Source organism: Cellulophaga sp. RHA19 (genome assembly GCF_002813425.1).
Taxonomy (GTDB): domain Bacteria; phylum Bacteroidota; class Bacteroidia; order Flavobacteriales; family Flavobacteriaceae; genus Cellulophaga.
This window is the reverse complement of sequence record NZ_PHUL01000001.1, coordinates 3,000,661-3,019,292: the sequence shown is the minus strand read 5'-3', so window position 1 is coordinate 3,019,292 and position 18,632 is coordinate 3,000,661. Positions and strand designations below refer to the sequence as shown.

General features: G+C 31.2%; 20 protein-coding genes. 16 read left to right on the top strand and 4 right to left on the bottom strand.

Translation table 11 applies throughout. From position 1 onward, the window contains the following. Positions 1 to 3: 3 nt before the first annotated feature. The 10 genes from AX016_RS13355 (at position 4) to AX016_RS13310 (ending at position 9,159) form a co-directional block, all read left to right on the top strand. On the top strand, positions 4 to 2,169 hold the full coding sequence (locus AX016_RS13355) for a xanthine dehydrogenase family protein molybdopterin-binding subunit (RefSeq protein WP_100896081.1): 2,166 nt from the start codon (positions 4 to 6) through the stop codon (positions 2,167 to 2,169). A gap of 3 nt (positions 2,170 to 2,172) precedes the next feature. Further along, entirely contained in the window at positions 2,173 to 2,418 is a 246-nt protein-coding gene (locus tag AX016_RS13350) for a MoaD/ThiS family protein (RefSeq protein WP_100896080.1), read from the top strand. 25 nt (positions 2,419 to 2,443) lie between these two features. Beyond that, positions 2,444 to 3,427: a GTP 3',8-cyclase MoaA gene (gene moaA / locus AX016_RS13345; RefSeq protein ID WP_100896079.1), complete on the top strand. Its 984-nt coding sequence runs from the start codon at positions 2,444 to 2,446 to the stop codon at positions 3,425 to 3,427. Positions 3,428 to 3,457: 30 nt separating this feature from the next. After that, positions 3,458 to 4,060, top strand: a complete 603-nt coding sequence (locus AX016_RS13340; protein ID WP_100896078.1) for an NTP transferase domain-containing protein — start codon at positions 3,458 to 3,460, stop codon at positions 4,058 to 4,060. 11 nt (positions 4,061 to 4,071) lie between these two features. Beyond that, entirely contained in the window at positions 4,072 to 5,136 is a 1,065-nt protein-coding gene (locus AX016_RS13335) for a HesA/MoeB/ThiF family protein (protein ID WP_330400374.1), read from the top strand. A gap of 2 nt (positions 5,137 to 5,138) precedes the next feature. Further along, a complete protein-coding gene (locus tag AX016_RS13330; RefSeq protein WP_100896076.1) occupies positions 5,139 to 6,338 on the top strand; it encodes a molybdopterin molybdotransferase MoeA in 1,200 nt (399 codons plus the stop codon). Beyond that, positions 6,283 to 7,350 carry an XdhC family protein gene (locus tag AX016_RS13325; protein ID WP_330400373.1) on the top strand — a complete coding sequence of 356 codons (1,068 nt, stop codon included), beginning with the start codon at positions 6,283 to 6,285 and terminating at the stop codon, positions 7,348 to 7,350. Before AX016_RS13330 ends, AX016_RS13325 begins: the two co-directional genes overlap by 56 nt. 9 nt (positions 7,351 to 7,359) lie before the next feature. Next, complete coding sequence (locus tag AX016_RS13320; RefSeq protein ID WP_100896074.1) at positions 7,360 to 7,944, top strand: nucleotidyltransferase family protein; 585 nt, start codon at positions 7,360 to 7,362, stop codon at positions 7,942 to 7,944. A gap of 115 nt (positions 7,945 to 8,059) precedes the next feature. Beyond that, the gene (locus AX016_RS13315) at positions 8,060 to 8,548 is read left to right on the top strand and encodes an RNA polymerase sigma factor (RefSeq protein ID WP_100896073.1); all 489 of its coding nucleotides are present in this window, start codon (positions 8,060 to 8,062) and stop codon (positions 8,546 to 8,548) included. A gap of 2 nt (positions 8,549 to 8,550) precedes the next feature. After that, a complete protein-coding gene (locus tag AX016_RS13310; protein ID WP_100896072.1) occupies positions 8,551 to 9,159 on the top strand; it encodes a hypothetical protein in 609 nt (202 codons plus the stop codon). Positions 9,160 to 9,219: 60 nt separating this feature from the next. Here AX016_RS13310 and AX016_RS13305 read toward each other — a convergent pair whose 3' ends face one another. Then, positions 9,220 to 9,483 (bottom strand): hypothetical protein, encoded by a 264-nt coding sequence (locus tag AX016_RS13305; RefSeq protein ID WP_100896071.1) that lies wholly within the window; start codon positions 9,481 to 9,483, stop codon positions 9,220 to 9,222. Between the two features lie 166 nt (positions 9,484 to 9,649). Between AX016_RS13305 and AX016_RS13300 the strand changes: the two genes are divergently transcribed. The 3 genes from AX016_RS13300 to AX016_RS13290 all read left to right on the top strand — a co-directional run bounded on the left by AX016_RS13300 (position 9,650) and on the right by AX016_RS13290 (position 12,406). Next, positions 9,650 to 10,222 carry a uracil-DNA glycosylase family protein gene (locus tag AX016_RS13300; protein ID WP_100896070.1) on the top strand — a complete coding sequence of 191 codons (573 nt, stop codon included), beginning with the start codon at positions 9,650 to 9,652 and terminating at the stop codon, positions 10,220 to 10,222. 257 nt (positions 10,223 to 10,479) lie between these two features. Continuing rightward, a complete protein-coding gene (locus AX016_RS13295) occupies positions 10,480 to 10,929 on the top strand; it encodes a cold-shock protein (protein ID WP_013622372.1) in 450 nt (149 codons plus the stop codon). 124 nt (positions 10,930 to 11,053) lie between these two features. Continuing rightward, a complete protein-coding gene (locus tag AX016_RS13290) occupies positions 11,054 to 12,406 on the top strand; it encodes a DEAD/DEAH box helicase (RefSeq protein WP_100896069.1) in 1,353 nt (450 codons plus the stop codon). A gap of 34 nt (positions 12,407 to 12,440) precedes the next feature. Here AX016_RS13290 and AX016_RS13285 read toward each other — a convergent pair whose 3' ends face one another. Both AX016_RS13285 and AX016_RS13280 read right to left on the bottom strand, forming a co-directional pair. Beyond that, positions 12,441 to 13,130 carry a hypothetical protein gene (locus AX016_RS13285; RefSeq protein ID WP_100896068.1) on the bottom strand — a complete coding sequence of 230 codons (690 nt, stop codon included), beginning with the start codon at positions 13,128 to 13,130 and terminating at the stop codon, positions 12,441 to 12,443. 12 nt (positions 13,131 to 13,142) lie between these two features. Then, positions 13,143 to 13,736, bottom strand: coding sequence for an acyl carrier protein phosphodiesterase (locus tag AX016_RS13280; RefSeq protein ID WP_100896067.1), 594 nt, complete (start codon positions 13,734 to 13,736; stop codon positions 13,143 to 13,145). 95 nt (positions 13,737 to 13,831) lie between these two features. Between AX016_RS13280 and glmM the strand changes: the two genes are divergently transcribed. Further along, positions 13,832 to 15,220 carry a phosphoglucosamine mutase gene (gene glmM / locus AX016_RS13275; protein ID WP_100896066.1) on the top strand — a complete coding sequence of 463 codons (1,389 nt, stop codon included), beginning with the start codon at positions 13,832 to 13,834 and terminating at the stop codon, positions 15,218 to 15,220. 56 nt (positions 15,221 to 15,276) lie between these two features. Here the strand turns inward: glmM and AX016_RS13270 are convergent, their stop codons facing one another. Beyond that, entirely contained in the window at positions 15,277 to 16,164 is an 888-nt protein-coding gene (locus tag AX016_RS13270) for a lysophospholipid acyltransferase family protein (protein ID WP_100896065.1), read from the bottom strand. Positions 16,165 to 16,222: 58 nt separating this feature from the next. On the opposite strand from AX016_RS13270, the gene AX016_RS13265 reads away from it, so the two are divergent. Next, complete coding sequence (locus tag AX016_RS13265; RefSeq protein WP_100896064.1) at positions 16,223 to 16,870, top strand: rhomboid family intramembrane serine protease; 648 nt, start codon at positions 16,223 to 16,225, stop codon at positions 16,868 to 16,870. A gap of 116 nt (positions 16,871 to 16,986) precedes the next feature. After that, the gene (locus AX016_RS13260; protein ID WP_100896063.1) at positions 16,987 to 18,624 is read left to right on the top strand and encodes a hypothetical protein; all 1,638 of its coding nucleotides are present in this window, start codon (positions 16,987 to 16,989) and stop codon (positions 18,622 to 18,624) included. Positions 18,625 to 18,632 lie beyond the last annotated feature (8 nt).

The window sequence follows — 18,632 nt, the reverse complement described above, 5'->3', positions numbered from 1 at the left end:
ACCATGTCAAATTCAAAAATAGCATTTAGTAGAAGAAATTTTATAAGAACATCTTCTTTAGCAAGTGGTGGATTATTAATAGGGTTTAATCTTTTTAACTCCTGTAAACCCAATGCTAAAGCACCTGTAAATTTAGCTGATTTAGATTACAAAGATTTTAATGCATACATAAAAATAGCAGAGAACGGAGCAGTAACTATTTTTTCTCCTAATCCAGAGATAGGACAAGGTGTTAAAACTGCTATGCCAATGCTAATAGCTGAGGAGTTAGATGTAGAATGGAAAAATGTAAATGTTGTGCAAGGAGATTTAGATACTGTAAATTTTCAGAGGCAAGTAGCTGGTGGTAGTCAATCTATACGCTTGGGTTGGGAACCTCTACGCCAAACAGGTGCAACAGCTCGTCAAATGTTAATTAATGCAGCAGCTATTCGTTGGGGAGTAGACCCTAGTAGCTGTACTACAAAAAATGGCGTAATAACCAATTCTAAAGGAGAGACTCTAGGTTATGGAGAGGTTGTAGCAGAAGCTGCTGAATTAGAAGTACCAGTGAATGTAAGTGTAAAAGATCCAAAAGATTTTACCATAATTGGTACAAATGCGGTAAATGTAGATATAGATAAAATTATAACAGGCAAACCCTTATTTGGTATAGATTATAAGGCAGATGGTATGGTGTATGCTGCTGTTGTACGTCCGCCCGCATTTGGTAAAACACTTGTTTCTTTTGATGATTCTGAGGCTAAAGCATCTAGTAATATTGTAGATGTAATTGAGTTTGATAATAAAATTGCTGTTTTAGCAAAAGATACTTGGTCTGCTTTTAAAGCAAAAAAAACTATTAAAGCAGAATGGAAAGCTGATGTAGAATTAGAGAGTACAGAAGACCACGATAAAATACTCAAAGAATTACTACAAAATAAAGAAGCTAAGGTATTACGTGAAGATGGCAATGTGCAAAAAGCCTTTGCAGAAGCAGATAAAATATTAGAACGTACATACGAGGCGCCTTTTTTACCACACAATTGTATGGAGCCTATGAACTTCTATGCTAATGTAACAGAAGATAAAATTCACTTAGTTGGTCCTATACAAACACCACAGCGCACAGCTGCTGTTATAGCAAGTAATTTTGGAAGAAAGGCAGAAGAAGTACATTTAGAGATGACACGTATGGGCGGTGGTTTTGGTAGACGTTTGTATGGCGACTTTGCAATAGAAGCAGCAACCATATCTAATTTAGCCAAAAAACCAATAAAAATTGTGTACTCTAGAGAGGACGATATGACGGCTGGTATATACAGACCAGCATCTAAATATAAAATAAAAGCCTCTATAAAAAATGGTGAAATAACAGGATATCATTTAAGAGAGGCAGCCGTAAATGGTAATATGTACGGTTTAATACCTAATTTTTTTCCGGCAGGAGCTATAGCCAATTATAAGGTAGATGCTGCTAATTACCAAAGTAAAATAACCACTGGTGCTTGGCGTGCACCATATACCAATTTTTTAGCTTTTGCAGAACAAAGCTTTTTTGATGAGTTGGCCGATGAGTTAAATGTAGACCGTGTGCAAATGAGATTAGATTTGTTACAAAAAGTAAAAGGTACTACAGATGAAAAAATACAATATTCTCCAGAACGTTTAGAGAATGTTATAAAATTGGCAGTAGAGAAATCTAACTGGGGAAAAACACCTAATAATATATACCAAGGTTTTTCAGCTTATTATTGTCACAACTCTCACGTTGCAGAGGTTGCAAATGTAGAGGTGATAAATGGCGAACCTGTTGTTAAAAAAGTAACTTGTGTTATAGACTGTGGTGTTGTAGTTAATCCAATAGGAGCGGAGAACCAAGCTCAAGGTGGAGTTGTAGATGGTATAGGCCATGCAATGTATGGGGACTTTGCTTTTAATAAAGGTGTTCCATCGTCTAAAAACTTTGATACATATAGATTAATTAGAATGAAAGAAGCTCCTGTTGTAGAAACTCATTTTGTGCAAAACACTTTAGCACCAACAGGTTTAGGAGAGCCAACTTTACCACCAGCAGGCGCAGCAGTTGCAAATGCATTAAAAGCGGTAACAGGGCATAGGTTTACACAACAGCCTTTTGCTAAAAACCCAGAGCATATGCGAGTAAAAAATAAAGAAATAATAGGATAATTTATGAAAGTTTTATTGTTTGGTGTAACAAAAGATATCATTGGTTCTAGTATATTAGATGTTTCTAATTTTGCAACCAACGCAGATACAACGGTTGGACAGTTACACCAGTATTTGCAAGAAAAATATCCAGATTTAAAAAAACTGTCATCTTTAGCTATAGCTGTAAATAATAGTTATGCACAAGAGAGTGTTACTCTACAAGAGACAGATGAAATTGCTTTAATACCACCAGTTAGTGGCGGATAAATTATAGACAAACGAAAGGAGAATAATGCTGATAGATAATCATAATAGAAAAATAAACTACTTGCGCTTAGCGGTTACAGATAGATGTAATTTACGTTGCAACTATTGTATGCCATCTGAGGGTATTAATTTTGCAAAAAACGATAAGCTTTTTACTATTGAAGAATTGGTGAAACTTAGCGAAATTGTTGTTTCGCAGGGTATAGATAAAATTAGAATTACTGGTGGTGAGCCTTTTGTACGTAAAGATCTTATGGTTTTACTTCGTAAACTAGCTGCTTTAAATGGTTTAAACGATATTTCTATAACTACTAATGCAACACTAATTGGCCCACATATAGCAGAACTAAAAGAACTAGGCATTACAAATGTTAATGTAAGTTTAGATGCAATTAATAAGCAAACGTTTAATAAAATTACACGTAGAGATACTTATGACACAGTACATAGTAACTTAATAAAGCTAATAACAGAAGGCTTTAATGTACGTATTAATTTTATTGTTTTAGATAACCAAAATACAGAGGATATTATTCCTATTTTAGAGCTAATGAAGCATTACAACGTTTCTATTAGATTTTTAGAAGAAATGCCATTTAATGGAGGTTCAAAAGAGTTTTCAACCATAAAATGGAATTACAAAAGTATTTTTAATCATATAAAAACAACTTTTCCTAAAATTGAAAAATTAGAGTCTCCTGCTACATCAACTTCTATCAACTATAAAATAAAAGGTCATAAGAGTACCTTTGGTTTAATACCATCTTTTAGTAGAACTTTTTGTGGTTCTTGCAATAGACTTCGTATTTCTGCAACTGGTGATATTATTACTTGTTTATATGCTAAGCCTAGTGCTAATTTAAGAGCTATTTTAAGAGAGGGGAATTCTGATGAATCTGTGAAGGAGCAAATTTTAAAGGCTGTTGGTAGTAGAGCAAAAACAGGTTTTGAAGCTCAAGAGAAATACGATGGTATTTTTAGTAACTCTATGACATCTATAGGAGGGTAAACTTATTACAATCAAAAAAACTATTTTACTTTGAAAAAAACACAACTTTACGGACTGGTATTAGCTGGCGGTAAAAGTACCAGAATGGGTACAGATAAGGGAGCTATAACTTACCACAATATTCCACAAAGAGATTATGTATATAATTTACTAGATCAAGTATGTGATGCTACTTTTTACAGCATAAGAGAAGATCAACAAACAGAATTTACAAATGACAATGTTATTGTAGATAAAAATGAGTTTAAAGGTCCTTATAATGGTTTGCTAAGTGCTTATAAACACAATAAAAATGTTGCATGGTTGGTAGTTGCTTGTGACTTGCCTTTGCTTAACATTGCTGTATTAGAACAATTAAAACAAGAAAGAGATAACACTAAACTAGCAACAGCTTTTGCAACAACAGAGAGTAAATTGCCAGAGCCCTTGTGTGCTATTTGGGAGCCAAATGCCTTAAAAACGTCTGTAGATTATTTAAATGAAGGTAATGGTAGTTGTCCACGTAAATTTTTAATTAATAATGCTAATGTTAAACTTGTTTATCCAGAGCAAGACCAAGTTTTGCTTAATGCAAATTCTAAAGAAGAATATAAAGTTGCATTACAAAGAATAGAAACACAACTTACTAAGTAGTTATATAAATTATGATGAGGTACGTAAGACAAACCGTTTTAAAAGAGTTTGGAGAGGCAGCACAAGAAAAATTGACTAAAGCAAAGGTTTTAGTTATTGGTGTTGGTGGTTTAGGTATTCCTGTTTTGCAATACTTAAATGCAATGGGTGTTGGTACTTTAGGTTTGGTAGAAGCAGATTCTATAGATATTACCAATTTACAGCGTCAGGTATTGTATACAGAGGCTGAGGTTGGTTACTCTAAATTAGCAATTGCTGTTAATAAGCTAAAAGCACAAAACAGCACAACACTATTTAAAACATACAATACATTTTTAACAAAAGAGAATGTCTTAGATATAGTTTCTAATTTTGATGTTGTTGTAGATGCATCTGATAATTTTGCAACCAGATATTTGGTTAACGATGCTTGTGTTATTTTAAAGAAACCTTTTGTTTCTGGTGCAATACAAGGTTTTGAAGGCCAGTTAAGTGTATTTAATTATAAAGGCGGACCAACATACCGTTGTTTGTTTCCTAATATGCCATCTGCTAATGAAATACCTAATTGCAATGAGAACGGAGTGCTAGGTGTTGTGCCTGGTATTATTGGTAATTTACAGGCTCTAGAAACGGTTAAATTAATAACCGAAATAGGAGAGGTATTGTCTGGAGAATTACTCTTGTTTAATGGTTTGCATCAGGCATATAATAAAATAAAATTTACTGTTGTAAAAGAAAATTTAGAGCGTACAAGTTTAGAAGATTCTTATGGAGATAATGGCTGTTCTACAGGTTTATCAATAACAATTAATGATTTTAAAGGGCTTATTTCTGCTAATAAAGATTTTCAATTGGTAGACGTACGTACATTGGAAGAATTTAATGAGTATCATATAAATAATGCTACGCATATTCCTTTGTTAGAGTTAGATAAATATCAATCTAAAATAGAAAAAAACAAGGCTGTTTATGTCATTTGTCAGTCTGGAAAACGCAGCAGAATTGCTCAAAATCAGCTTTTAGAAAAAGAAATTACGGTTATAAACGTAGAGGGCGGAATTAACGCCTATAGAAGTTTAGAAATAGCACATTAGAAATGATTACATTTAAAGAAGCATATACTAAAGTTTTAGAACATAGTGTAGATTATGGAGTAGAACAGTTACCTTTAAAAGATGCTGTTGGTAGAGTTTTAGCTATTGATGTTAGTGCTGATAGAGATTTTCCGCCATTTAATAGGTCAACTAAGGATGGTATAGCATTGTCTTATGAGGCTATAGAAAAAGGTCAGAATTCTTTTAAAATTGAAGCTGTGATTGCTGCGGGTAATCCAACTATAGAATTAAAAGAGACAACTTCTTGTGTAGAAATTATGACAGGCGCAGTTGTACCAAATAGTACAGATGTTGTTGTAATGTATGAGGATATTAATATTGAGAATGGTGTTGCAAAATTGCAAAAAGTACCTGTACAAGGTCAAAATATACATATACAAGGCAGTGATAAACTTAAAGGTGCTATTGTATTACATAAAAATACATTAATTACAGCTGCAGAAATAGGAGTGCTATCTGCTGTTGGAGAGGCACAAGTATCAGTAAAAAAACTACCTAAAATAACTACTATTGCTACAGGTAATGAGCTGGTAGAAGTTACAGAAAAGCCGCTAGCAAATCAAATTCGTAAATCTAATATAAACTCGTTATACGCAGCATTATTAAACGAGCAAATTATAGCTAAATGTCTACATTTAAAAGATAGTAAAGAGGATCTTAAAAGGGAACTAGAAATTGCCTTGCAAACTAATGATGTTTTGCTTTTAAGTGGTGGTGTTAGTAAAGGTAAGTTTGATTTTTTGCCTGTTGTGCTAGAAGAATTGGGCGTAGAAAAAGTGTTTCATAAAGTATTACAGAAACCAGGGAAACCATTTTGGTTTGGTGTGCACAAAGCAACTAATACTGTTATTTTTTCGTTCCCAGGAAACCCAGCATCTACTTTTGCTAATTATCATATTTACTTTAAACCTTGGCTACAAAAAAGTTTAGGTTTAACTGTAGCTAACAATTATGTTATTTTAAATGAAGAACTTTATAATAAAGGTAGTTTAACCTTATTTTTACGAGCTAAGATTAGTTTTGATAACGGAAAATTACTGGCCAATAGAATAGTAGAGAATGGATCTGGAGATTTAACTAGTTTAGCCAACTGTGACGGATTTATATGTGTTGCTCCTAAACAAGATGTTTACAGTAAAGGATCTTTGCTCCCTTTTATACAAACAAGAAGATTATTTTAGAATGACGCACGAACTTAAAAAGATAATCACTGCTTATACCAATGCAAAACAGCAAAATATAAAAACTGTTTTAGCTACTGTTGTTGCTTTAAAAGGATCATCTTATAGGCGGCCTGGAGTACGTATGCTAATATTAAATAACGGAGAAACTGTTGGGGCTGTTAGTGGTGGTTGTGTAGAAAAAGAAGTTATTAGGCAAGCATCATCTGTATTTAAGACAGGTATAGCCAAAGTAATGACTTATGATGGACGTTATAGATTAGGTTGTGAAGGTATTTTATATATTTTAATAGAGCCTTTTGAGCCTAGTGTAGCATTTTGTACTAATTTTTGGAATACAATTAAAAGTAGAAATAACTTTAGTATCACATCTTATTTTGAGCAAAAAGATGTAGAAAACATTGGTTTTGGCTCTGTTTTTAGTTTTTCTGATGATAAAAACCCAGTTTTTAGTCAATTTACATTAAATGAAGAGTTACAAACATTTAAACAAGAATTAGAACCTTGTTTTAAATTAATGGTGATAGGTGCAGAACATGATGCTGTACAACTTACATCTTATGCAGCGCTTACAGGTTGGGAAGTAATGGTTTGTGTAATTCCAAATGAAGAAAAACAACTTTTAGATTTTCCTGGCGCAGAGAGTTTACAAGCTACTATACCAGAGAATTTAGATGTTTCTAAAATTGATAATCAAACAGCTATTGTTTTAATGACACATAGTTATGTAAAGGATTTACAATATTTACTAGCCTTAAAAAATACACAACCAGTATACATTGGTCTATTAGGCCCAGCAACAAGAAGAGAAAAATTATTAAATGAGTTTCTAGAACATTATCCTGAGGTAGATGAAGCATTTTTAGATGTAGTTCATGGTCCGGCTGGTTTACACATAGGAGCAGAAACGCCACAAGAGATTTCTATATCAATAGTAGCAGAAATATTAACAGTCATAAGAAAAACAAAGCCTATACGATTAAAAGATAAAATTGGAAAAATACACAACTAAACTATAACAATGAAAATAGCAAATCTTATTTTAGCTGCAGGTTCATCAACCAGAATGCAACAGACTAAACAAGTATTGCCTTATAAGGATACAACACTTTTGGGCAATGCAATACAACAAGCAGAGAGCACAGCTCTGTTAGATGTTTATTTAGTTTTAGGAGCAAATGCAGATGAAATTAAAAAACAAATTAACGTTAAAGAAGAACAAGTTTTTAATAACCACAATTGGAAAAAAGGACTTGGGAGTTCTATTGCTCACGGAATTATTGAGCTGCAAAAATTAGACGAAGAATACAATGCAGTTTTAATATCGTTAGCAGATCAGCCACTAATAGACAGTGCTTACTTAACTAAAATGGTAAGTCTGTTTTCAACATCAGTTAGTACAATAGTAGCTACTAATTATGGAGAAAGAGTAGGAGTACCTGCAATTTTTGATTCTGAATATTTTGCAGAACTTAGAGGTTTAAATGAGGATTTTGGAGCTAAAGAAATTCTTATTAAACACGCAAGTGAAATAGTAATGGTAGAGCCAAACGGAAAAGAAATTGATGTAGATACACAGCAAGATTACAATAGTATAGCACATTAATACTGTTTTAAATACTTGTATTTATAGAACCTCTAAAATTTTAGAGGTTTTTTTATGCGCTAAAGTGTGATTTTTTTAAAGTAAATTATACTAATGTTATAAATGAATATTGCTTATGAGCAAGGAAGAACAATTTGTACAGTTAATACAAGATCACCAAGGATTAATTTTTAAGGTAACAACAGTATACACAAATAATAAAATAGACCAGCAAGACTTATACCAGGATATTGTGTATCAACTTTGGAAGTCTTTTGATGGTTTTAGAAACGAATCTAAAATTAGTACTTGGATGTATAGAGTTGCTTTAAATACTGCGTTAACTAAACTTAAAAAGAATACTAAAAGACCTAAAAGTATACCTATAGAAAAGGTTGTATTGCAGCAAACAGAAAATTATGATTGTAATTATGAAGAACAACTAAAACTAGTTTATGCACAAATACAGCAACTAAATGTTTTAGAAAAAGCATTAATGTTGTTATTGTTAGAAGGAAAAAAATATGACGAAATAGCAGAAATTATTGGTATTACAGCAAGTAATGTAGGAACTAAAATTTCTAGAATTAAGCAAAAGTTAAAGAATAACATTTTAAAACAATAACTATGAATATTGAAGATATGCAAAACGTTTGGGAAAAAATGGGACAAGATTTAGAACATCAAAAAAAATTAACAAACACATTAATTTTAAAAATGACACAAGAGCGTTTTACTAATAAATTTAGCAAATTAGCTACTTATGAAACTCTGGGAGCACTTATTTGTTTTATAGCAGCATTTGTAATTGTACTAAACTTTAATAAATTAGATACTTGGTACTTAATTTTATGCGGAATACTTTTAACTACTTATTTTGTTGCATTGCCAGCGTTTGTTTTAAAGTCTTTATACGCTATAAAAGCAATAAAAATTGATGTAGCTAGTTTTGCATCAACTTTAAAAAAATATGTAAAAGCTAAAAATAAATTAATGCTTGCGCAACAATTGGGCATTTATTTAAATTTTGCTGCACTATTGTTAGTAATTCCTGTTTTTTCTAAGTTATTTAAAGACAAAGATGTTTTTGTAACAACAAATGCTATTTGGTATTGGTTATTACCAATATTAATAACATTAATGATTTTTGTGTCTAAATGGGGATACAACTGTTATAAAAAGATAACAAATTCGGCAGAAACCTTGTTAAAAGAGTTAGAAGATGTTACAGATTAATTAATAATATAAAAAAAGCAGCCAATATTAGCTGCTTTTGTCTTTATAAAAGATTGTTGTTTATAGTTGAAACAAACCACCTTTAGGAATTGCATGAAATCCTGTAGTTTTGACAGCATTTTCAATTTTTTCAATTTCTACAATTGCTGTAGTATGTACTGTAAGTTCTGCAGGAAAAACATCAGCATTTATTAATACATCTTTAATACCTTCAACAGTTAGTATAGCCGCTACAGTTTTAGCTATTTCTGCTTGCTCTTTAGCATTAGTTGTAAAAATTTTTCCGTGGTTTCCAGGTATTACGTTATCAGAAAGTAAACTCATTTTTATGTTTTGTTAGGTGTGTTTTATCAATTTTATTAAAAAACAAAATTAAATATTTATATGTGTAACCTCTAATTTAATACCATAAAAAAAGTATAATTATTACACTATTACAGTACATCAATTATATTTTGTATTAGTTTTAATGCTATAAATTTATATGTAATTGAAAAAATTATTATCAGAAATAAAAAATTGTACAGTTTGTAGTGCAAAATTGCCTTCAGGGCCAAGGCCTATAGTAAGTGCTTCACCAAAAAGTAAAATAGTAATTATTGGTCAGGCTCCTGGTAGTGTAGTACATAATACAGGAATTCCTTGGGATGACAAAAGCGGAGAAAATTTAAGAAAATGGATGGGTATTTCTACCGATGATTTTTACAATAAAGACAAGGTAGCCATACTACCTATGGGTTTTTGTTATCCTGGAAAAGGAAAATCTGGAGATTTACCCCCAACAAAAGAATGTGCACCATTATGGCACAAACAAATTTTAGACGATATAGAAGATGTTAGTTTAACACTTTTAATAGGAGCCTATGCACAAGCTTATTATTTAGGTAATAAAAAAGAAAGAACACTTACAGAAACAGTTAAAAATTACCATACATATTTACCTAATTATATGGTATTACCGCATCCTTCACCCAGAAATAATATATGGCAAGCAAAAAATAAATGGTTTACTACAGATGTGTTACCAGAACTAAAATTGCAAGTAAAAGCAATACTAGAGTAATGAGTAATTGTTTTAAAACCATTAGGTATCAAAAAATTAACTTTGAAAATACACCTAAATACTAATTTATATTTTAAATTTTGTATATTTGTAGCCTAAAAGAAAGTGTAAATACACAACAAGTGGTCCCTATAAATCCTGATTCTAGATCTTTTTAGACAGGTTCTTAAACAAAAGTCGCCCATCTACGTATTTACTCCATTCCTTTTTAAAGAGCTATACAGGCTAAGTACAATTCTAAAAAATAGTTAATTTTAATGGCGAGATCGCAACAGACATTCGGTAAAAAAGAAAAAGAAAAGAAACGTTTAAAAAAACGTGAAGAAAAAGCAAAGCGTAAAATAGAAAGAAAAGCAAACTCTAAAGGTGGAGAGTTTGAAGATATGATTGCGTATGTTGATGAAAATGGACACCTTACCGATACGCCTCCAGATCCAACTAAAAAAGTTAAAGTTGACGCAGAAAGTATTGTTATAGGTATTCCTAAGAAAGAAGAAATGGAAGAAGAAGATCCAGTAAGAAACGGTAAAGTTTCTTTCTTTGATACTTCTAAAGGTTTCGGCTTTATTATAGACGCAGAAAATAATGAAAAGTATTTTGTACACGTTAGTGGTTTAATAGATGAAATATCTGAAAATGATAAAGTAAGTTATGAACTAGAAAGAGGTATGAAAGGTATGAATGCTGTTCGTGTAAAAAGAATATAATACAATACTAACATATTGTATGCAAAACGGTCATAGTTAATATGACCGTTTTTTTTAAATCTAATTTTGTAGTCACCACTCTACGACTAGAAAATAACTTGTAACTTTGTCCAAAATATTATAAATGGAATCTTTCTCTGACTTTAATCTTAAAAAACAATTGCATTATGCAATTGACGACTTAGGGTTTACAACTCCAACACCTATACAAAAAGAAGCTTTTCCGGTAGTTATGTCTGGTAAAGATATGATAGGTATTGCGCAAACAGGTACAGGGAAAACCTTTGCTTATATGTTGCCAATTTTACAAGATTTGGCTTTTTCTAAACAAAAAAATCCAAGAGTATTAATTCTAGTACCAACAAGAGAATTAGTTTTACAAGTTGTAGAACAAATAAACAGTTTTGCTAAGTACATAAATGTACGTGTAATGGGTGTTTATGGTGGTACAAATATGAATACACAAGCACAAGCAGTATCTCAAGGATCAGATATTATTGTGGCAACACCAGGCCGTTTATACGATCTTGTATTGGCTAGGGCATTGCAACTAAAATCTATTAAAAAATTAGTGATAGATGAAGTAGATGTAATGTTAGATTTAGGTTTCCGTTTTCAGATCACAAATATTTTTGAGTTGATGCCTAGTCGTAGACAAAACATTATGTTTTCTGCTACAATGACAGATGATGTAGAGGTGTTAATAAATGACTTTTTTATAAATCCAGAAAAGGTTTCTATTGCTGTTAGTGGTACTCCGTTAGATAATATATCACAAACTAGCTATGCAGTTCCTAACTTTTATACAAAAGCTAATTTATTGGTAGACTTGTTAAAGGATAAAGAAACGTATAAAAAAGTATTAGTCTTTGTTGCAAACAAACGTTTTGCAGACCGTTTATTTAAATCTTTAGATGAAATATTTTCTGATGAGTTGTGTGTAATACACTCTAATAAAACACAGAATTATAGAATACGATCTATAAACCAATTTGATGAAGGTGTTAATAGGATTCTTGTAACTACAGACGTAATGGCTCGTGGTTTAGATTTAGATAAAATATCTCACGTAATTAATTTTGATACACCTACTTTTCCTGAAAACTACATGCACCGTATTGGTAGAACAGGTAGAGCTGAAGAACAAGGAAATTCTATTTTATTTTACACAGAAAAGGAAGAGCAATATAAGGATGCTATTGAGGAATTAATGGATTATAATATTCCGGCCATAGATATTCCTGAAACAGTTGAGATATCTAAAGAATTAATACCAGAAGAACGACCAAAAATTTTAGAGCACCATAATCCTATTAATCTTAATGCGGAAGAAAGAGGTGCTAGTTTTCATGAGAAAAAAGAGAAAAACCAAAAGGTTAACAAAGGTGGTTCTTATAAGTTTGAAATAGCAAGAAAATATAAAAAGCCAAAAACTAGAGGGGATAAAAACTATAATAAACGTAATAAGAAGAAGTAAAATATAGTAATAAAGTATTTATTTTCAAGAGTTTTTAATTATTTGATATTTCATTTAATTCAATATTTAATTCATCATATTTTAATTTAGCTGTTTTGTAGCAATTGGAAATTAATTTTCTACAAACATTTTCTAAGTGTTTTTCTGCAAAAGCGCTATATTCTATAATAGAATCAATGATATTGTATTTTTGAATATTACTATCTTCATCCATTATTTCTAGAAGTCCATCAGTACTATAAAAAGAACTTCTAACAAATGAATAACAAACTTTTGTTCCTTCGTTATTATAGTTTGTAGGATGAGCTGATATACTGTGTCTTAAAAAAGTAATATCTAAATTATCAAAACTTTCCTTTATTTTCCTTCTATCATCAATTTTAAATAAAGTTGAAAGTTCTAATATAGCTTGTTGTTGTATATAACTAGCGCTAAGAACACCATATAATTCAAGGTATTTTTGATTAGATACTGATTTTTTTTTCAAAAAAGTATTTAAAAATACATTGATTGCAAATTCAGAATCTCCAATTACATCTAAAGAGTTCTTTAAAAATTTCCAACTATCGTCTTTTTCTAAACAAAGTCTTTCTTTAATTTTGGCTAAAAAACTCTTTTTTTCATTATCTAATTTCTCTAAATCTATTTTTTGAGTAATAACAGTTAAAATATTTCTAATGAATTTTTCATATTGCCTTATTTTTGTTGTTTCGTAATTAGTCATTTTTACCCCATCTTATTCTTCCAATAAGGAAATATATTTTTGTTTAGCAAAGGTTGTTAATTCTTCAAAAAAAGATGTAAACTCTTTCTCAAACTCCTCATAATGCTCTTTTAAATCTACAATGGCAAAATTCATTTTAGATTTGTTTTTAGTACGTCTATTCATTCCGTCTAAAACCTTAGAAATACCTGTTAAACTAGCATAACTAAGTATCCAGTTATCAGCAATCATATAAGGCATCATGCGCTTAGTGTTTTCTGGTAATATCAGATAATTATCTTCTAAAAGGTCATAAAAATTATCTACAAACTCAGCTAAAGGTGTGTTAGAGTAGGTACTCCAGTTTTTAGCTAAAAAGTGATCGTAAAAAATATCTACAATTACACCACTGTAATGTCCGTAATTCTCGTGTAGCTTTTTTGTGCTTTTACGTACAGTCTTGTGCGCATCTGTAAAAGTATCTATGTGCCTATGCAGTGTAATTCCTTTTTGTATGTTTTTTGGCAAGTGTTTAAACTTATTGCCTCTAATACTATCGGCTATAAAATTTCCTATAGTAATTTCATCGTTTTCAAAAGAAAGGTAAATATGTGCCAAAAAATTCATAAATCGATATTAGCATTGTTAAAATCGAATTTACAAATTCAAAACCTAAGAATTGCTTTTGTACATGTATATTTGTAAAAACTTTTATAATAAATATGACACTAATCAAATCTATTTCGGGAATACGAGGAACAATAGGAGGTAAACCTTCAGATAACTTAACACCATTAGACGCAGTAAAATTTGCCGCAGCATATGGTATTTGGTTAAAGGAGTATGCTAAAAAAGAAAAATTAAAGGTAGTTATTGGTCGTGATGCTAGATTGTCTGGAGAAATGATTCAGAATTTAGTAGTATCTACATTAGTAGGTTTAGGAATAGATGTAATAGATTTAGACTTGTCTACAACGCCAACAGTAGAAATTGCTGTTCCTTTAGAAGCAGCAGATGGTGGTATTATTTTAACAGCTAGTCACAACCCAAAACAATGGAACGCTTTAAAGCTTTTAAATGAAAAAGGAGAGTTTTTAGATGCAGCACAAGGAGCAAAAATATTAGCTATAGCGGAAAAAGAAGATTTTACGTTTGCAGATGTAGATGATTTAGGCTCTATTTTAAGAAATGATTCTTATATAGATATTCATATTGATGAAGTATTAAACCTATCATTAGTAGATAAAGAAGTAATTAAAGCAGCTAAATTTAAAGTAGTTGTAGATGGTGTAAACTCTACAGGTGGTATTGCAATTCCTAAATTGTTAGAAGAATTAGGAGTAGAAGTTGTAAAATTATATTGTGATCCTACAGGTCATTTTCCTCATAACCCAGAACCATTAAAAGAGCATTTAGCAGATATTTGTGATTTGGTAGTTAAGGAAAAAGCAGATTTTGGTATTGTTGTAGATCCAGATGTAGACCGTTTGGCATTTATTAGTAATGATGGTGAAATGTTTGGAGAAGAGTATACTTTAGTAGCTTGTGCAGATTATGTACTAAGTAAAACTAAAGGAAATACGGTGTCTAATTTATCTTCTTCTAGAGCACTAAGAGATATTACAGAAAAACACGGTGGTACGTATGAAGCTGCTGCAGTTGGTGAAGTAAACGTAGTTACTAAAATGAAAGCTAATAACGCAGTTATTGGTGGTGAAGGTAATGGAGGTATAATTTACCCAGAAAGTCATTATGGTAGAGACTCTTTAGTAGGTTCCGCTTTATTTTTAATGTTAATGGCCGAAAAAGGAGGTACAGTAGCAGAATTAAGAGCTAGTTACCCAAGTTATTTTATGAGCAAAAAGAAAATACAATTAACACCTGGTTTAGATGTTGATGGTATACTAGTTGCTATGGCAGAAAAATATAAAGATGAAGAAATATCTACTATTGACGGTGTTAAAATAGATTTTGCAGAAAATTGGGTACACTTACGTAAATCTAACACAGAGCCAATTATTAGAATATACACAGAAGCAAAGAGCCAGACTGAAGCTGATTTACTTGCAGATCGTGTAATTGGAGAAATAAAAGAAGTAGCAGGTTTGTAATATACAAGCTGGCTTAAACAAAAAAACTCATTGCTTTTAATAGCAATGAGTTTTTTTTATTTATTAAACTTAGGTTTTTTTCCTGCGTGCTTCCAACGCCTGTGAGTCCATAAATAATACTCTGGTTTTTCTTTTATTTGCTCTTCTGTTAAGCGTAAAAACTGTTCTGTTATATAATTTTTTTCAGTTTCTTTACCTGCTAGTGTAATAGGTATAAATTCAACTTGGTAATAACCTCTCTTTACTTTAGAAACCTTTGCGTAAACTACTGCTAAATCTAACTTTTTAGCCAAAGTTTCCGGCCCGTTATGTATAGGTACGTTTAATCCCATAAAATTGCTCCAGTGTTGAGCTTTAGAATATTGAGGAGACTGGTCGCTAACCATTCCGTAAATAGCTCTAACTCCCTTTTTTTCATTTCTAATAACTGTTTTTACAGTATCTCTTTGTGATATAGGAGTAGTGTTCCAACGTGCTCTTAGGTTTCTAATCCATTTATCAAAATACTTATTAGCAATTTTTTGATACACAGCATAACCTTTTGTATCTATTAAATTATTAATACTAACTAGCCACTCCCAGTTAGCATAATGTGCACATACAATTAGAACGCTTTTATTTTTCTCTATTTGTTTTAAATCTTCAAGATTTACAATTTTAAATCTTTTTTTTACAGCAGCTTTAGATAAGTTCATCGTTTTAACCATCTCCATAAACACATCACACATATGTTTGTAGAAATTAACACAAATAGACTTTAATTCATCATTAGACTTATTAGGAAAAGCAAGTTTTAGGTTATCTAAGACCACTTTTTTTCGATACCCAACTATCCGAAAAACAATAAAGTACATTACGTTAGAAACCCCATAAAATAGAGTGTGTGGTAATATAGAAATAACCCAAAGTATAGGGTAAACTAAAATAAAAACTAGTAGCTGCATTAATAATAAAATTATGCAAATATAACTATATTTGAGGCTAAACTATAGCAGTTAAAAAATGAAATTACACCCAGTTACAATAGTTATTATTGCTTTAAATATAATTTTTACCTTAAAAGGGTTAAAAGACACTTCTTTTTTTGAACGTTACAAGTTTAGTATAGGTGGTATAAAGGCAGGACAAAAAGAGCGTATGTTTACCTCTGGTTTTTTACACGTAGATATTTCTCATATTTTCTTTAATATGTTTACGTTGTACTTTTTTGCTAACGTAGTAATAGCATATTTAGGTGCTCTATATTTTGTACTTATATATGTAATTAGTTTATTGGCTGGTAGTTTACTTGCTTTGTTTTTTCATAAAGATGAACCATACTACAGTGCAGTAGGGGCAAGTGGTGCTGTAACAGGTATTTTATATGCTGCAATTTTATTGGAGCCAAATATGCGTTTAGGGTTAATGTTTATACCATTACCAATGCCAGCTTACGTTTTTGGTATAGGGTATTTATTATATTCTATTTATGGGATGAAAAAACGTATAGGTAATATTGGGCATACAGCACATTTTGGTGGTGCAATAGGTGGTTATGTAACTACTTTGTTTTTTATGCCAAGTTTAATTTTTACAGATACACTTGTGGTAATTTTAATGGCAATACCAATTATAGTATTATTTATACTTGATAAATTAGGTAAACTATAGACTTTTATCGGTATAAATGCCTAATACAGCTAAAATATTACTCATAATATAAATTATATACTATTTGGTGTATTTTTGCGTTATAATTATCCCAAATAATTAATAACCTACTTATTATGAAGTTTAGATCTTTAATATTTTCTATGGCTATTGCCTTAGGATTTGTAGCGTGTAGTGATGAGACTACCGTGTTTAATGAAGCAGAAAAATTAGCTGAGTTAGAAGTAAATCAAGAAACTCTTACAAATAGTATCGATTTTGAAAAAGCCGGAGTACTTGGTGTTTTTGAAGAAGATAAATCAACTGGTAAATTTTCAAAAGAAGAAGATGGCCAAGCTGGTGATTACCCGCTAACTTTAGTTGCACAGGTAAAAGCGCCTACTTATAATGGAAACGCAAACTTAGCTGCCACTCATATTGCTGTAGATGGTGATTATGCTTATGTATCTTATAACACTCAGTTTGACACTTATGGTGGTGCTATAGATATTGTGCGCATTAGTGACCCTCACAATCCTGAAGTAACTGCAAGGTTAAATTATACAAATGCAGACATTAATTCTGTTACCGTATCTAACGGTTATGTCTATGCTGCTGGTAGTGTTGACGCAGAACTATCTGCAACAGCAACAGACAATTCTTTTGTTGCAAAAATAAGTACAAGTAATGGTTCTTTTAATTTAAATGATATAACATACGGTTTTCAACAAGGAAAAGCTGGTACAGACGTATTATCGTTTAATAATAAAATATACGCAACTAGTGGTAAAGAAGGTACTTTAACAGTTTATAGTGCTGCAAATATGACAATTGAAAGTCAGTTTGAGGCTAACGACTTACTTTCTATTGCTACGCACGATAATAAAATAGCTGTTTTAGACGGAGATTTTGGAGTTACTGTTTATAACTCTAATTTAGAAAAGATTAGTACAATTGCTATCAATACAGATTTAGGTATTGGTACTAAAAAAAATATGGACTTTACGTCTACTAAAATTCTTGTACCTGAAGCTAATAAAGGAGTTGGAGTATACAACTTTGCATCAGGAGAACGTATTAAATATATTCCAATTTCTGCTCATCCAGACGCAGACGCTAACGGAGATAATGTAACCAATGCAATTTCTAAAAATGAGAATGTTGTAATGATTGCGAATGGTGCAGCTGGTTTATCGTTAGCAGAAGAAAAAGATGGAGAATTAAGTATTTTTGGAGTTATTGATATTGATGGATCTGTAAATTATGTAACTACCAAAGATGATTACGTATTTGCTGCTACTGGTACAGAAGGATTGCAAATTATAAAATTAAACAGACCTACTACAAGTTTAGAGTCTAAATGTACAGGTTTAGAATGGTACAGAGGATCATCTAACTTAACAGTTAATAAAGGTGAAATTGCTCAGTATACAGGGTATACAAGATTTAATTCTGTTACTACTAGCGGAGAATTATTATTATGTGGTTCTTGGTCTACCAGATACAATACAATTGTAGAGGAAGCTGCTTTGTTAGAGATGAGAGGTTCTTACTATATGGCAACAAATAGTAGTAGATCTTCTTTAACAATTAAAAAAGATGCTACTTTTAGAGTAGAAGGCAATTTGTATGTTTACGGTAATGTTATTTTAGAAGAGGGTGCAACTTTAGAGTTTTTAGGAGAAGACTCTGTGGTAAACGTTTTTGGAACAGTAACTAAAGCGCCAACAGCTAAAGTTATTGGTACATACAGAGATGTTAGAAACAAGTTTTAAAAAAGAAT

Excerpts from the sequence above, each read along its gene's own strand:
- AX016_RS13355 (WP_100896081.1), top strand. The coding sequence starts at position 4 with ATGTCAAATTCAAAAATAGCATTTAGTAGAAGAAATTTTATAAGAACA.
- AX016_RS13350 (WP_100896080.1), top strand. The coding sequence starts at position 2,173 with ATGAAAGTTTTATTGTTTGGTGTAACAAAAGATATCATTGGTTCTAGT.
- moaA (WP_100896079.1), top strand. The coding sequence starts at position 2,444 with ATGCTGATAGATAATCATAATAGAAAAATAAACTACTTGCGCTTAGCG.
- AX016_RS13335 (WP_330400374.1), top strand. The coding sequence starts at position 4,072 with ATGATGAGGTACGTAAGACAAACCGTTTTAAAAGAGTTTGGAGAGGCA.
- AX016_RS13330 (WP_100896076.1), top strand. The coding sequence starts at position 5,139 with ATGATTACATTTAAAGAAGCATATACTAAAGTTTTAGAACATAGTGTA.
- AX016_RS13325 (WP_330400373.1), top strand. The coding sequence starts at position 6,283 with ATGTTTACAGTAAAGGATCTTTGCTCCCTTTTATACAAACAAGAAGAT.
- AX016_RS13320 (WP_100896074.1), top strand. The coding sequence starts at position 7,360 with ATGAAAATAGCAAATCTTATTTTAGCTGCAGGTTCATCAACCAGAATG.
- AX016_RS13315 (WP_100896073.1), top strand. The coding sequence starts at position 8,060 with ATGAGCAAGGAAGAACAATTTGTACAGTTAATACAAGATCACCAAGGA.
- AX016_RS13310 (WP_100896072.1), top strand. The coding sequence starts at position 8,551 with ATGAATATTGAAGATATGCAAAACGTTTGGGAAAAAATGGGACAAGAT.
- AX016_RS13305 (WP_100896071.1), bottom strand. The coding sequence starts at position 9,483 with ATGAGTTTACTTTCTGATAACGTAATACCTGGAAACCACGGAAAAATT.
- AX016_RS13295 (WP_013622372.1), top strand. The coding sequence starts at position 10,480 with ATGGCGAGATCGCAACAGACATTCGGTAAAAAAGAAAAAGAAAAGAAA.
- AX016_RS13290 (WP_100896069.1), top strand. The coding sequence starts at position 11,054 with ATGGAATCTTTCTCTGACTTTAATCTTAAAAAACAATTGCATTATGCA.
- AX016_RS13285 (WP_100896068.1), bottom strand. The coding sequence starts at position 13,130 with ATGACTAATTACGAAACAACAAAAATAAGGCAATATGAAAAATTCATT.
- AX016_RS13280 (WP_100896067.1), bottom strand. The coding sequence starts at position 13,736 with ATGAATTTTTTGGCACATATTTACCTTTCTTTTGAAAACGATGAAATT.
- glmM (WP_100896066.1), top strand. The coding sequence starts at position 13,832 with ATGACACTAATCAAATCTATTTCGGGAATACGAGGAACAATAGGAGGT.
- AX016_RS13270 (WP_100896065.1), bottom strand. The coding sequence starts at position 16,164 with ATGCAGCTACTAGTTTTTATTTTAGTTTACCCTATACTTTGGGTTATT.
- AX016_RS13265 (WP_100896064.1), top strand. The coding sequence starts at position 16,223 with ATGAAATTACACCCAGTTACAATAGTTATTATTGCTTTAAATATAATT.
- AX016_RS13260 (WP_100896063.1), top strand. The coding sequence starts at position 16,987 with ATGAAGTTTAGATCTTTAATATTTTCTATGGCTATTGCCTTAGGATTT.